General features: G+C 41.4%; 12 protein-coding genes. All 12 read right to left on the bottom strand.

The window, feature by feature from the left end; translation table 11 throughout:
• Positions 1-184: 184 nt before the first annotated feature.
• The gene (locus EGC86_RS06970; protein WP_123777065.1) at positions 185-1,534 is read right to left on the bottom strand and encodes a sigma-54-dependent transcriptional regulator; all 1,350 of its coding nucleotides are present in this window, start codon (positions 1,532-1,534) and stop codon (positions 185-187) included.
• Positions 1,527-2,609, bottom strand: coding sequence for a sensor histidine kinase (locus EGC86_RS06975; protein ID WP_123777367.1), 1,083 nt, complete (start codon positions 2,607-2,609; stop codon positions 1,527-1,529). The genes EGC86_RS06970 and EGC86_RS06975 overlap by 8 nt, the downstream gene beginning before the upstream one ends.
• A gap of 519 nt (positions 2,610-3,128) precedes the next feature.
• On the bottom strand, positions 3,129-4,559 hold the full coding sequence (locus tag EGC86_RS06980) for a sigma-54 dependent transcriptional regulator (RefSeq protein WP_011636652.1): 1,431 nt from the start codon (positions 4,557-4,559) through the stop codon (positions 3,129-3,131).
• Between the two features lie 716 nt (positions 4,560-5,275).
• Complete coding sequence (gene fliS, locus EGC86_RS06985) at positions 5,276-5,680, bottom strand: flagellar export chaperone FliS (protein ID WP_123777066.1); 405 nt, start codon at positions 5,678-5,680, stop codon at positions 5,276-5,278.
• 6 nt (positions 5,681-5,686) lie between these two features.
• Positions 5,687-6,028 carry a flagella biosynthesis chaperone for FliD, FliT gene (locus tag EGC86_RS06990; protein WP_123777067.1) on the bottom strand — a complete coding sequence of 114 codons (342 nt, stop codon included), beginning with the start codon at positions 6,026-6,028 and terminating at the stop codon, positions 5,687-5,689.
• Between the two features lie 34 nt (positions 6,029-6,062).
• Complete coding sequence (fliD, locus tag EGC86_RS06995) at positions 6,063-7,427, bottom strand: flagellar filament capping protein FliD (RefSeq protein WP_123777068.1); 1,365 nt, start codon at positions 7,425-7,427, stop codon at positions 6,063-6,065.
• A gap of 64 nt (positions 7,428-7,491) precedes the next feature.
• The gene (locus EGC86_RS07000; protein ID WP_123777069.1) at positions 7,492-7,917 is read right to left on the bottom strand and encodes a flagellar protein FlaG; all 426 of its coding nucleotides are present in this window, start codon (positions 7,915-7,917) and stop codon (positions 7,492-7,494) included.
• A 283-nt stretch (positions 7,918-8,200) separates the two neighbouring features.
• The gene (locus EGC86_RS07005; RefSeq protein WP_123777070.1) at positions 8,201-9,655 is read right to left on the bottom strand and encodes a flagellin N-terminal helical domain-containing protein; all 1,455 of its coding nucleotides are present in this window, start codon (positions 9,653-9,655) and stop codon (positions 8,201-8,203) included.
• 242 nt (positions 9,656-9,897) lie between these two features.
• Complete coding sequence (locus EGC86_RS07010) at positions 9,898-11,352, bottom strand: flagellin (RefSeq protein WP_123777071.1); 1,455 nt, start codon at positions 11,350-11,352, stop codon at positions 9,898-9,900.
• 196 nt (positions 11,353-11,548) lie between these two features.
• Positions 11,549-12,760: a flagellar hook-associated protein FlgL gene (flgL, locus tag EGC86_RS07015; protein WP_123777072.1), complete on the bottom strand. Its 1,212-nt coding sequence runs from the start codon at positions 12,758-12,760 to the stop codon at positions 11,549-11,551.
• A gap of 10 nt (positions 12,761-12,770) precedes the next feature.
• Positions 12,771-14,693, bottom strand: a complete 1,923-nt coding sequence (flgK, locus tag EGC86_RS07020) for a flagellar hook-associated protein FlgK (RefSeq protein ID WP_123777073.1) — start codon at positions 14,691-14,693, stop codon at positions 12,771-12,773.
• A complete protein-coding gene (flgJ, locus tag EGC86_RS07025) occupies positions 14,693-15,850 on the bottom strand; it encodes a flagellar assembly peptidoglycan hydrolase FlgJ (protein WP_123777074.1) in 1,158 nt (385 codons plus the stop codon). The genes flgK and flgJ overlap by 1 nt, the downstream gene beginning before the upstream one ends.
• Positions 15,851-15,866: the final 16 nt, after the last annotated feature.

Genomic DNA, 15,866 nt, shown 5'->3' on the forward strand with positions numbered 1-15,866 from the left:
GATGCCAGTATTACAATTAGTAAAAGATTCGTCGATAAAAGAGGGGGAGAACACAAGCACAAGCAAAAGTAACCTCTCCATTAAATGCAACAGGTTACTTTTGCGTAGGTTAACAATAAAAAAATAGACTTAATTAGACTATTAAATCATAACGTTAACGAACGAATTGCTGACAACATTTGCGCTAAGCAGGTAATTGAATACCCATATCACGCATTTTGGCCATTTTATAACGTAGCGTACGGGCGCTTATACCAAGCTTTTCAGCGACCATTTTCCGACTGCCCTGACATTGATTTAGAGTTTCTAAAATAATGACATGTTCTTGGGCTTTTAGTTCATCACCTAAACCGTCAACTTCGGCTGGCTTATCCGCTTCAACACATTCAGTTGAAACTAACTTCACATCGGCACAATCTAAAATAATGTCATTGACACCAATATCATCATTAACCCGTAATATCAGCGCTCGTTGAATAACATTATCTAACTCGCGCACGTTACCGGGCCAACGATGAGTTAATAAACGCCGAGTGGCAGCATCATCAAGCTTAGGTACCGAAGCCATATTAAATGCTTTAGCATGTTTAATCAGCAAATGCCGCGCCAGCGGTAATATATCTGCAGGACGCTGATGCAATGCAGGCCACGTTAACGGAAACACATTAATTCGATAGTATAAATCTTCCCTAAACTCACCCGAGGTCGCCATGGCTTTTAAATCTCGGTTTGAGGTTGCCAACACTCGAACATCAAGTTTAATGGTTTTGCGGCCACCTAAACGCTCTACTTCGCGCTCTTGTAATACCCTGAGCAATTTAGCTTGTAAGCCAAGTTCCATCTCAGATATTTCATCAAGTAATATCGTGCCGCCTTGGGCTTGTTCAAACTTGCCTGGGCAGGCTTGATAAGCGCCCGTAAATGCGCCCTTTTCGTAACCAAATAAAGTGGCTTCTAACATATTTTCAGGTATTGCGGCGCAGTTAATCGCAATAAAAGGCTGATCATGGCGTTGACTATGTTGATGAATATAACGCGCTAACACTTCTTTACCTGAGCCACTTGGACCCATAATCATTACCGATGCATCAGATACTGCTACCCGTTGAGCCAACGACAACAGCGCTAAACTTTTCTCATCAGCGACCACGGGTTTATCATGATTTTGTTTTAAAGGTAAATAACGTGACACCTGATTCAATAACACTTCAGGCGCAAACGGTTTAGCAAGATAATCCACCGCGCCTAATTTCATCGCACTCACGGCACTGTTAATAGTGGCATAAGCGGTCATTAACAATACTGGCAATTTAGGTTGGTTTTGTTGTAAATAGCTTAACAAGCCCATGCCACCAATACCGTCCATTTGCACATCACTAATCACCAAATCAAATTGGTTGGCTTTTAGGGCCAAAATAGCCTCTTCAGCGCTACCTACGTCAATACAGTCATAGTGGGCAAGCATGAGGGTATCAAGCAATGCCTCACGTAAATCAGCATCATCTTCAACTAATAGAATATTTGCTTCAGCCACGCTTCACCTCCTGATCACTTGCTTTGTTAATTTGTGGAAAGCTCAACCTAATATGGCAACCCATACCCGGCTTACACGACAATTGAATTTGTCCACCATGGTTACGCACTACCGACTGTACAACCGCTAAGCCCAAACCAGTACCTTGGCTTTTAGTGGTAAAAAAGGGTTCAAGAATTTGTTGTTGCATTGACGGTTCGAGCCCTTTGCCATTGTCGATGACATCTAACAATAGCCCATCTGGTGTCTCGCTGGCACTGACCTTTATTTTTGTGGCGCCCGCTTCAATGCTATTCATCACTAGATTATTAACGGCAGAACTAAGTGCATTAGCATTGGCAAGCATCAATGAATGTGAAGTATCTTCAACAACAAGCTGGCAATGTTTTTTATCTGCAATCGGTTCGCAACTGGCCATTACTTGGCTAATGATTTCATCCATTGAGACTGATTCAGCCATCCCATCTTGACGCCCCCTTGCCATTAGCAACATGTCATTAACTTGACGTTCTAGCTCATTAAGCCGGTCAACCAATTTAGATTGAAATTTAGACCGGGCAGAATCAGATAATTTAGGGCTAGCAAGATTAGAGGCATACAACAAAGCGGCAGACAATGGGGTGCGCACCTGATGTGCTAATGTCGCCACCATTTTGCCTAATGCCGATAAACGTTGTAAATGAGACAAGTTTTTCTGCAATAAACGGGTTTCAGTGAGATCGGTTAACACAATCAACTGCCCAGGTTCAGGCGCTAATGGCGTAATAGCCAATTTTACTCGTCGACCATTTTTAAGCGACACTTCATGGCCGTCATCATCTTGTGGGGCAAAAGCACGATGAATAATATCAAACCAACGGGCCCCCTGCAGAGGTCGTCCTAAGAGTTCGGTTGCAACTGGGTTGGCTAACGTAACCACACCGTCACCATCAAGGATCACCACACCAGATGGCATGGCTTGAAGAATATGCGCCATTTGATTTGACATATTGGCGGCCTTACTAGAATAAGTACTGATAACGGGAGTGGCAGAATTAGTGGTTAAGTTAGTTGCTAAGTTGGTAGCAAAGTTCACATTACGCTGCTGAACTGAATTAATCCCAATAGCTGGCGATTCCGCTTCTGTATCAGTTGTAGTGATAGACGAAGCTGACGCAGGTAACTCATAGTCTGAATGATCTGTATGTGTTAACGCTCGTGCTAAATACATGGTCGCTCCGTCAAAAAAATAACATTTGATTAGCTGAATGCATTTACTGTGCCAAGCAATTTCTTATAGTAATAGAAGCATCGGCAGACCGTGTTTTAAGCCAGTGATAAAGCAACATACTTATGAGTTTAGTTCATTGGCCTTACCACATTTTGCAAAACCAATATTTCGGCCAGCATGCAATAAAACTACTTAATCACAATACTTAATCGCAATACTATTTAGCAGTAACAATATATTACTTCTCAAGTTAAAAATATTTGCTGTGCCAAGCTATTATCTCAAGCACTAGAAACATGAGATCATTAATTTTTCAGTTACTGATAAAACGAAAAAACACACTTGAGGGTGTGTTTTTATAAAATCCAAAATTCAGATAATGGTCTAGTCTTTACTCAAACCATATTTACGCATTTTTTCGACTAATGTTGTACGACGAATACCCAACATTTCGGCGGCTCTTGCTACAACACTATCTTGCTGCTCAAGTGCTTGACGGATCATGTCAATTTCTAATTCAGCTAGTAAATCTTTTAAATTAACCCCTTCTGGCGGCAATTCACTAGGGAAACGCGTTTCAGGTATTTCTACAGGCTCTTCATCACTGAATATTGAAGCTAAAGCATCGCGCTCTAATTGTTCTTCACTGATTTCAACGCAATATTCAGGTACCTCTATATAACGGTATTTATGCGGTAAATCATTAACGTCGACTAATCCACCAGGGAATAAGATGGTTAAACGTTCAACTAAGTTTGATAACTCACGCACATTACCAGACCAAGGGTGTTCTTTTAACGATTCAATCGCACGTTGAGTGAAACGAACCTTACCGCGGCCTTCATTAAATACTCGGCTAACTAATTCGTGCAATAAAAGCGGCACATCGTCACGACGCTCACTTAATCCTGGCATCTCAATTGGGAACACATTGAGTCGATAATATAAATCTTCTCGAAATGAGTTATCTACAATCATGGTTTCAAGATCGCGATGCGTTGCGGCAACGATACGCACATCGGTAGCAATTGTTTTACTGCCACCAACACGTTCAAATACCTTTTCTTGCAACACACGTAACAACTTAACTTGCATTTGCAGCGGCATATCACCAATTTCATCTAAAAAGAGCGTGCCACCTTCAGCCAATTCAAAACGGCCTTTACGAGATGATATAGCCCCAGTGAAAGAGCCTTTTTCATGGCCAAACAATTCACTTTCAAGTAATTCAGCAGGAATCGCACCACAATTGACCGGGATAAATGGTCCATCTCGTCGTTCAGATAAATAATGAATATTACGCGCTACAACCTCTTTACCAGTCCCCGATTGACCCAGTACTAATACTGTCGCATCAGAGCTTGATACTTGGTTAATCAAATGGCGGACTTTAGCAATACCTTCACTGCGCCCGACTAAGCTTCGGAATAGTTTGGTTTGGTTGCCACTGGTTAAAGTGTGTTCTCGCTTGGCTTGGCCAAAAACTTGGCAAAAATGCAGCAGTTCAGTCAATTGCGGGTAATTTATTGGCTCTTCAATTGTTCCGAGCATGTTGGATAAATTGATATCGGTATCGCCTAATAACAACATCGGTTGCCAAGGCACTATAGCGGCTATGTTTTTAATACTCTCGACGCTGATGTTTTCATCAACAATGACAACAGCGCGATACCGAGATTGCTCGATCAGGGCTAAAAAAGATTCATTAGAGACAATTTCACACTGCTCGCCTAGGAATTCGAAAATGCAGCACAAACGAGTCACGCGCTCTGATGGGGTACCGACAATTAAAATTCTTTGTTCTATTTGCATCATTCAGAAGGCCAAAAGCTCTTGTTATAGGTATTGATTCGGGATGATTATGCCGCATATCGCCACATAAGCCAAAGTACATTGCCGTCATAAAAACTAACAGCACTGACATTATTCTAGCATTATTCCTAAAACAGGATCGTTAATCCGCTAAATACAGTGAAGAAAAACGAACTCAATGGTAAATAACCTCAGCTAGGGATAATAAATGGTTATCAAACAGCCCTTTGTCTCGCTAACTGTGTTGCATTGACTTGCAATAGGCTCGCTATTGGCGCGCCTATGCGCCTTGTTAGCAAAACAAATGACAAGTTTGATATGAAATAGACCGCATGTTGTCATTTTGCCTTACATAACCCACATCTTAACCCGAGTTGAGGTTAAATATTGTATTATCAGCCCACTATAAGCAAGCATCAGTTACATTTTATCTACAACAGATAGCATTTTATGTTGAAAATGGTGATTTTTCATTCAAAAATTCTAATGGAGCAAGTTTTGTTTCGGTTATGAGGATCAATATAGACTCTCAAGAAACTCTCTCTCACGGAAAAGAGATGATGCTAATGAATTAGCTTTATTAGGTATTTAACATTGATACATGAATTGCATGTTAGCAATTTATATAAAGAGTTGGATATCATAAAATAAATATTAAGCCAGACAGCAAAAAAGACGCTAAGCGTCTTTTTTAGTTTAAATACAGTATGCGGTAACGATTAACTCGCTTCAGTGGTTAGCTCGTGCATATCTTGTGGGATGGTATCCCAACCTTCTTTAATGGTTCTGAGTAAAGCAGAAACCTCTTCGAGCATCTCTATATCATTCGCTACATTAGCCTCAGATAATCGTCTCAACATGTATTCGTAAAGCGAATCTAAATTAGCTGATACATCAGCACCAGCATCCATATTTAGGCTACCGCTCAACCCAGCAATAATACTAACGGCTTTACCGATATTCTCGCCTTTTTGCGCAGGGTTTTTCTGTTGGATAGCGTATTTTGCTTGTGCTATACGTTGCAATGCGCCTTCAAACATCATTTGTATAATGCGATGTGGCGAAGCCACCGCTATTTCGCTTTCTAGCGAAACTTTTCGATATGACTGTAGTGAGCTTCTCATAAATACCTACCTATCTGAATCAATACTTTTATAAACATTAACTTGGCGTTGGTTTTTCTTGCCTAGATGTATCTCAGAATGCAAACTGTTTAACACTAACTTTGCTTTCACTTCAAGGCTTAATGTCAACTCCAATTGACGCTCCAAATAATCTCTTTGCACAAACGAATCATCCGCAATCAAAACATTCAATAAGTTTTGACGCTTAGTAACCAACTCTTGCAAATTCAATACCACCTCATCAAATTCTTCGATGTCTTTTTTGCTTTTTAGACAATTTAACACCGTCTTGCATTGTTCGTTGGTAGCATCCAAATCATCAATCAATACATGTTGTTCTGTTGTCATTTGATTTTCATCTCAATGTCATCTTTTAAACAGATTAGTTATTTTGTTTTACAAGCCCTGGAAGCGAATCGAGTCGAGATTGTAAATCAGAACTTTGTGTACTTAATTGACCCACAATCAAATCCATATAGTTATACTGTTTAAACAAACGCGCTTCAAATGACGCCATTTTTCGAGCAAACACCTCGCGCTGATCATTTAAGCGCTCTAAGTTGCTGTCAAGAGAAGTATCACGGCTATCAATAATAGATCCGGTGCCAACATACGAATCAAGGTAGCTATCTAATTTCGTTGCCGCACCAGTTTCTTCAGTGGTAAACATCTCTTTAATACCGGTAACATTATTTTTTAATGCTTCGGTTAAAATATCGTCATCTATTTCTAATGTGCCACTACGCGTGGTGGTAATGCCGATAGAGGCAAGCGACAAATTACCACCTGATGTTGAGAATGCAGATGAAATCACGCCGCGTAATTGGCTCTGAATCCCTCGAGGTAACGAATCCCCTTGTAAAACGGCTGCTGTTTGAGTCGCTGAATTGTAACTAGTCAAATCAGTAATTGTTTTTGACATCGCATTAAAGGCTTCAACAAATGATTTGATCCCGCTTTTGATTGAGTTAGTGTTTTGTTTAACTGTCAATGTGGTTAATTGGGCAATATCGGCCTCTCTGAGATTAAGAGTCACACCATCAATCGCTCCCTCAACTGTATTGCTACTCGAGGTGAGCTTTAAGCCATCAATATAAACTATAGAATCTTTGGCTGGTTGTAATTCGGTCATCGCAAAGGTATCTGCCAACACTGTGCCTGCACCAGTATCGGTTGCTGAAACGATTACATTGTTTGCAGTACCTGTTTTGTTGGAGGTTAATACTAATTTTGCACCATCATCACTGTTGACTATGGTGGCGGTAATACCAACATTATTTTCATCTGCATTTATTTTTGCTACAAGCGTTTGTAGGGTATCTTCAGCGGTTACCGCAATATCAAAGCTATTGCCATCGACAGCGAAATTTAACGAGCCTTCATCTAAAGGAGCTGTCACATCACTAACGGCTAAAGAGCCAACTTTTTGACTCTGTGCAAGTTGCTCAACAGAGACACTATAACTGCCGGATACGGCGCTATTAGTCACAGATGCTGTTAGGTAAGTATTCTTTGAAACCGACACACTCTGACTGTCGAAGGAATCTGTTTTGGAGAGAAAACTTAAGCTATCTTTAAATTCGGATAAGGCGCTTTTTAAAGAGCCCAACGCTGATATCTCAGCATTAATTGCGCCCTCTTTCGAGTTAAATTGAGCAACCTTAGGGGCTTGTTCTGAGGTAACTAAAGCAGATACGATACCGTTAATGTCTAGTCCTGATCCTAGTCCAACCGATGTTAATCCCATATTTACCTCAACTTATCTCTTAAAAAGTATCATTATCTTTTTTAAACATTCAGCAGAATGCTAATTAGGCTTCAGTTCTCATCAACAACCCTTTTACATCCAGCAATTTTTGAGCCAACTCTAACGCTTCGTCATTAGGGATTTGACGTATAAGTTCACCCGTATCGATATCCATTACTTTTACAATAGCGGAGCCAGAATCATCATCGACCGAAAATGCCAAGCCTTTATTCATTATCGACATAACCTCTGATAACTGCTCAACCACCACAGCCAACGCTTCAGCTTGAGATTGCTCTTTTTGGGCCTCGACCGCTTGCTTTGTTTCAGTTACCGCCTTAGTCAGAGACACCTTATCAGCTTCTGCCACATAAGCGCTTTTTTCAGTAGCTAAATGCTGGGCAATATTTTTTTCTGACGTTGCTTCAGGTCTATTAGTTACAGAAGGGTTTACAGGCGAGCTTGTAATACCCAGTGAATTATTATCCATAACATCCTCTCTAATCAGTGTAATCCCTTTGACGGCATTCACATTGGAATTGTGAACCTACAACGTCACATTAACTCAGTAAATAGTCAGCTCGTCAAAAATAACCAGACTAAATAACATGCTTAACCGCCATACATATCCAATATCCGTTCATATACAATCTATATTCGTATGAAACAAAAAGGAAGATTCAACAGTGTGAATCTTCCTTTTCAATATTGGCATTATTTTACTGATTCACTCAGTGAGTTACTATCAAGCTGCTATTCACTAATATAGCTAATTATAGTAATGATAATGCAACCTGTGGTAACTGATTAGCTTGCGCCAACATCGCCGATGATGCTTGCGATAAGATCTGTTGCTTACTCAACGTTGCACTCTCTGCCGCGAAGTCAACATCTTGAATACGACTACGCGCATCTGACACGTTATTTTGAATGTTACCTAAGTTACTAATGGTGAAATCTAAACGGTTTTGTGTCGCACCTAAGTCTGCTCGTTGGCTATCAATACCTGCAATGGCACCATCAATGATGTCGATTGCACTTTGAGCGCCTGCAGCCGTACCAATATCAACGGTACTAACACCAGCAAATACACCTGACACTTCACCAGTAATTTCAGCAGCTCCAGTCGATGCACTTGTTAGTGTAAAGCTGTCTGGTGAGCTTAATGTAATCGCACCTGCCGCTGTTGCAACAACACCTGTGCTATCTACGGTAGTTGCGCCTGATGCTGTACCATCAGCAGAAACGTTCTTCAACGCCAATGAGCCGGTGGTGTTAGATGCTAGCGATGTAAAGTTAATATCAGCACCTGTAGAACTAGTGATAGTCAGTGTGCCATTGTCTAGGTTTGCCGTTACGCCAGTATCACCAGAGGTATCATTGATCGCTTTTGCAAGGTCAGCATTATTACTAATGCCAGTTAAATCTAAAGACGATGTTTTGCCTGCGCCACCATCTACATTCATGATTAATGAAGTATCAAATGCAGCAGTTAAATTAGCTTGAACATTGGTTTCAGCAGAAGCTTTTACGCCAGTACCAGCTTGGTTGATTTTTGCAACCATCTCAGTGGCAGTATCTTCATCTAACGTGGTTATATTGGTTGTGCTAGTGCCTTGAGTAATCGTTAACGTATCGCCCGTTGATCCGTTGGTGCCAGCAGCAGCAGCAACAAGACCACCACCAAATACTGTACCTGCAGCATTACTTTGATACGCACCAATACTGGTGGCTGCTACTGATTTAAGTGACACATTGATTGTTTGATTAGCTTCAGAGCCGACCTGGAATGCTTGAGTACCATAAGAGCCATCAAGTAAATTCTGGCCACCAAATGATGTTGTTTCAGCAATACGAGTTAACTCAGATTGCAAAGAGTTAATTTCTTTTTGCATAGCTGAACGGTCATCAGATGAGTTTGAACCGTTAGCAGATTGCAATGACAAGTCACGCATACGCTGTAAAATATTGGTTGATTCACTCATCGCGCCTTCAGCGGTTTGCGCAATCGAGATACCATCGTTAGCGTTACGCATTGCGACACCAATACCATTAATTTGGCTGGTCATACGATTCGAAATCTGTAAACCCGCTGCATCATCTTTTGCACTGTTAATGCGAAGACCTGAAGCTAAACGCTCCATAGAGGTAGCTGTATTGCTTTGTGCTTTGTTTAGGTTGCCCTGCGCTTTCATCGAAGTGACGTTAGTATTTACTGAAATAGCCATGATTTAATTCCTCGTATTCCTGACTGTAGACATTGCCTGTCTGTATTAAGCCAGGCGGATCATATTGGTTACACTTAAGGTAACGGCAATAAAAGGAAGAACTTTAATTTTTTTTTACAACACTAAAAATAAATCAATAATCACTCAATAAATACCTATATTCATCATATTAACGTTATTAATAAAAACCCGTCACTTTGGATGACGGGTTTTTATATCGAACTTAATGAATCACTTTATCATTAACCAAGTAAAGACAGTGCTACTTGTGGCAACTGGTTTGCCTGTGCCAACATAGCCGATGACGCTTGCGATAGAATTTGCTGCTTACTTAACTCTGCACTTTCTGAGGCAAAGTCAACATCTTGAATACGGCTGCGTGCATCAGACACGTTATTTTGAACATTACTTAAATTACTGATAGTAAAACTCATTCGATTTTGCACTGCACCTAAGTCGGCACGTGAACTATCAATACCTGCGATGGCACCATCAATGATGTCGATTGCATTTTGAGCCCCCGCTGCAGTACCAATATCAACGGTACTAACACCTGTAAATACACCTGCCACTTCACCAGTAATTTCAGCTGGACCCGCGGTACCTGTTAGCGTAAAGCTATCAGGTGAACTTAATGTAATCGCACCTGCCGCTGTTGCAACAACACCTGTGCTATCTACGGTAGTTGCGCCTGATGCTGTACCATCAGCAGAAACGTTCTTCAACGCCAATGAGCCGGTGGTGTTTGATGCTAGTGATGTAAAGTTAATATCGGCACCGCTAGAGCTGGTGATAGTCAGTGTACCATTGTCCAGCTTTGCAGTTACGCCAGTATCACCAGAGGTATCATTGATCGCTTTTGCAAGGTCAGCATTATTGCTAATGCCGGTTAAATCTAAAGACGATGTTTTGCCTGCGCCACCATCTACATTCATGATTAATGAAGTATCAAATGCAGCAGTTAAATTAGCTTGAACATTGGTTTGAGCTGAAGCTGTTACACCCGTACCAGCCTGATTGATTTTTGAAACTAGCTCTGTAGCTGTATCTTCATCAGCGGTAACAATATTAGTTGTACTAGTGCCTTGAGTAATCGTTAACGTTTCACCCGTTGAACTATTGGTACCTGCAGCCGCGGCAACAAGCCCACCACCAAATAAGCTACCGGCAGCATTACTTTGATACGCCCCAATACTGGTGGCTGCTACTGATTTTAGTGACACATCAATAGTTTGGTTGGCATCAGAACCGACTTGGAATGACTGAGTACCATAAGAGCCATCTAGTAATTTCTGACCACCAAATGAGGTAGTTTCAGCAATACGAGTTAACTCTGCTTGTAACGAATTAACCTCTTTTTGCATAGCTGCACGGTCATCCGATGAGTTTGAACCGTTAGCAGATTGCAATGACAAGTCACGCATACGCTGTAAAATATTGGTTGATTCACTCATGGCGCCTTCAGCGGTTTGCGCAATCGAGATACCATCGTTAGCGTTACGAATAGCGACGCCAATCCCGTTTATCTGACTAGTCATACGGTTGGATATTTGCAAGCCAGCAGCATCATCTTTGGCGCTGTTAATACGCATACCCGATGCTAGTCGCTCCATAGAGGTAGCGGTACTGCTTTGAGCTTTATTCAAATTTCCCTGAGCTTTCATGGATGTAACGTTAGTGTTAACTGAAATAGCCATAGTGTAAATTCCTCTTCTTAGTTGAACGCCAAGACTTGGAGCTTGGCTAAACGGTTAATCATTAAACTGTTTAATTTGTTGTGAAACGTGTTTTATATAAGTGTCTTTTTATAAGAGCCTTTTGCTATACAAGCCTAAATAAGCGCTTAGAAAACCTCTTACAAAAGACCTTATAACGAACTAAATCTACAACTTGTTATATATAGTCAAACAAACTGGTCGAACTTACTTTGCTGAACAAACTCGATGCTGCGCTAAGTGCGAGTTGTTGCTTTTCAAATTCGGTAATTGCCGAGGCAAAATCTAAATCTTCTAACTTTGATAATGCCGAGGTGTTAATCAACTTTTCATCAGTATGATTGTCGCTATACTGCTGCAGCACTTTTAAGCTGTTACCAGTTAAGCTACGTTGCTGACTCATTTGATTGACGCCACTATCAATGTTGTTCAAGAGCTGTGCCAACTCTGACTGACCAGCGGGTGTTTGTGTATCATTTCCACTTTCGAATAATGCGATAGCCTTGCTGAAAGTGTCGAATATACTGACTTCTGCCACTTCATTAATACTGAATGAGTCACCAATTTTAGGCTCACCAGTTAATTTAACTTCAATGCCGTTAAAGCTCACCGGCACAGAAGCGTCAAAAGGAGCTGCTGTAGTGACAATATTTGCCGGTAAGGCACTGTCGCTCACCTCCAAATTCATTACACCAGTGCCGTCATCAACAAAGTTAAAAGTATAAACATCAGCCACATGGGTTGCAGCATTAGTAATTTTGGCGCTAGAGACAACAAAATCACCTTGCTGTGATGACGAATAATTGACGCCATAATCGCCCATGGCATTTGGTGCATTCATAAAGGCGGTGTCACCAGGCACATTGGTATTAACTTGTACCCCTGCAGCAATATTGCTTTTACGAATACCAGAATCACCGCTGTAAACCACATCACCATTATTATCGAAAGCAAAAGGTGCACTGTTAGTTTTGTTTCCAGAAAAAATATAATTACCTGACTCGTCTTTGGTATTGGCAATGGACATTAATTGTTCAAGACTTTGACGCATGTCATCGGCAATCACTTGCCGCTCGGCGGAGGTCATGCTGCCGTTAATGCCGCGAAGCACAGACTCTTTCATGCTGCCAACTAAGGTATCGGCTTGGCCTAACTGACTTTCGGCTTGTTGAATATGGTTAGTGGCGTAATCTATGTTTTTTACAAATTGGTCTACCAGGGCATTTTTTTGCTTTAAATTATCAATACCAATGGCTGCAACTGGGTCGTCACCAGCAGTATTGACTTTTTTGCCGCTAGAAATTTGCGCCATAATGGTGTTGGTGGCAGATTGCTTCTCTAATATGCTATTAGTGTTTTGCTGAAACATTTGTCCGGTAGAAATTCTCATGATGTATCTCCTAGCGAACCGAGCTTAATAAAGTATCGAAAATGGTTTGTGCTGTAGTCATAATTCTGGCGGCTGCTTGATAAGATTGTTGAAAGCGCAATAAATTTGCTGCTTCTTCATCAAGGTTTACACCAGATTCACTTTGCACCCGGGTACTAGCTTGTTGATATATTGCCGTCGCCGAGCCCACGCGCACTTCAGCAGACTTTGTCTGACTACCAATATCTAATTTAGTATTTTCAAACACGCTGGTTAAGGTGCCAGTGCCGTTATTCATTAATTTGGTGTCCGACAGTTTAGCCATTTCAACGGCATTGCTGTTATCGCCTTCGGCAAATGACAAATCAAACGTGAATGTATCGGTGACACCTGCGGTTGATTGGTCGTCAATTTCGAAACTAAAACCAAAACCTGTATTTATTTGTGGCGGAGTAAATGCTGTTGGGCCACCAACGCTTGTGCCGGCGGCATCAAATACTTCAAAAGTATTTGCAGCGGTATTAACTCGAACAGAAAGTTCACTATTTGTCACAGGGAAATTAGCGTCGGTACGATTAATGACATTCACCTTTACTGCTAACTCACCAGAGTTGGCCGTATTTGGCATGATTTGAGGCCCTGCAGCGGCAATGCCTTTAGGGTCTGTCATCACCACTTTTAAACCTGTAGCTGCGCCTGCTGTTGGGCGAATTTCAAATTTATCGCCATCAGCTATCGCACCACTGTCAATGTTAATGCTAAAACCTGCGCCACCTGTAAGTTGACTACCTGATAGGGTTAATGTGGTTTGCTTACCGGTTTGAGTATCTGTTAGTTGATAGCCACCTAATGTGGTATAACCCAGCTGGTAACTGCCTCCAGATAAAGCGCCCACATCGTCAATACTGACCGACATGGCTGCCGTACCGCTATTAGTAGAATTACTTCCGACACGGCCAGATGCCATTAATGGGTCGTTAATATCACGAAAAATATCACTACCAATGTCACCGTTTAAATCAAAACCTTTGGACTGCATTTGATTAAAGGTGTCTGCAATGCCTAATGCTAATTGACCGAGTTCTGTACTGGCAGGTAATAAGGTATCGTCCCTAAATGAAAATAATGCGCCAAGTTGACCACCCAGCTTAGACGGATCAACATTAAGAGTTTTATCGCCAATAGAAGCATTAATGCGTGGTTCATTTGGATAAGGATCGCCAGTACTTATGCCCATCGACATCGACACTTCACCCGATACCAACATCACCGAGCCGCCCAACATAATTGACTTTGCGCCGGTATCTAACGGAATAACATTAACCTGAGCATACTGGCTGAGCTCTAAAATAAGTGCGTCTTGCTTGTCTAATACTTGGCTGTCTTGGCCTTGGGATTTCATCAACTCTAAATTGATGCTGCCTAGTTCTTTGCTTATCTCATTTATTCGAGTGGTAATGGATTCTATTTGGCTATTGGTTTGTTTCACCTGGCCATCTAGTTGTGATTGCATTTGATTCAGACCAGCGGCTAACTGTTGCGCAGAGCTTAAGCTGTTAGTGCGAATACCAAGATCTGTTGGTAAATCGGCTACACTATTGATGCTTGCAAAAAAGTTGTTTAGATTTTCTGGCACCATTTTGCCAATTTGAGAATAAATCTCATCTAACTCACTTAACTTATTGTAAGACGTTTCAGCCGCACTCATGCTGGTTTGGCCGATGCGTAATTCACGTGCAGCAAATTCGTTATAAACACGTTTAACATCGGACACATACGTACCCGTGCCATAAAAACTATTGCCCAAGCGTTGTGATTCTAATGATGACTGAGTGGCAACTTGACGGTTGTAACCTTCAGTATTAGCATTAGCGATGTTATTACTGGTCACCCCTAACTGAGCTTGAGATGCTTGAACGCCTGTGCGAGCGATATTGAGTAAGTCAATCGACATTATTTAGTCTCCACAGGTAATATAGATTTAAGGCCTTCTTTAACCGATTTCATCACATTGATGACTTTATTGGCATATTGAGGGTCTGTGGCATAGCCAGCTTTTTGCAGCGCTTTAATAAATTGAGTTGGTTCAGCGGCAACTTTACGTGCATCCTGATAACGATCGCCTTGGCTAATAAATGACACAAAGTCATTAAAGCTCTGTTCAAGGTTGTCATACATTCTGAAATCCGCTTTTTGTTGCACCGCAATGCCCTTTTCAAACTCCAATGTATTGACTGAGGTTTTATCTCCTTGCCAACGCTTGTCTGCTTTAATATTAAACAGGTTATGGCTCATAGTGCCGTCGTTACGGCGTACCACTTTTTGGCCCCAACCGGTTTCTAATGCTGACTGGGCAATTAATACCTCAGCTGAGGTTCCTAACGATTTAGCCGCTTTTTCAGCATGGGGATACAAGACTGAAATAAAATGTTCTGGGCTGGTAAATTGACTCACTGCAATGCCTTTAGCTTTAGGAACTGCAAAATCTGTTTGCGGCAATACCTTGCCTACTTGTACCGCTTGACTGGCTAATTGCTCACCGCGCAATACACTATTTAACTGTTCACCATCTAATACATTAGTAAGTTGGGCTGACATTGGTCGCATCGATTCGGCGCTATCTATAATAGAATGGGCTGTATCAGAATTAGCGATTACTGAATGCGATGCTGCTATTTGATCTTTTGGCGCGATAATATCGAGAGTGTTTTTATCTAACTCTGTTGCTGGAGCAACAAACATACTTGGGTTAACTTTGTAGTCTGTATTACCACGCAATACCGATGCTGGTGTAATGGGGCTATCATCTGGGTCTAATTGCTGCACCATCATTTCAGCCAGCCCCAACATGCCTTTATTAGATAAATCGACTGACATTTGCTGATCGCGCATTTGTTCAAAAAATGCGGTGGTTTCACTGTTCATTGGATTGTCTGACTTAAACGCGGCATTAGCATCTCGCATGCTTTTCATTAGCATTTGAATAAAGATACCTTCAAATTGCTTTGCCGCTTCTTTAAGTGCCCCCTTCTCGTCTTTCTGGGCTTGGACACGAAGTGAATCTAGTCCTCCTAGATCCAGAAAGTTCGATGAAGCTGACAACTTTTCCATAGTCATTCCGACAATT

The organism is Shewanella frigidimarina, from assembly GCF_003797125.1.
GTDB lineage: Bacteria > Pseudomonadota > Gammaproteobacteria > Enterobacterales > Shewanellaceae > Shewanella > Shewanella frigidimarina.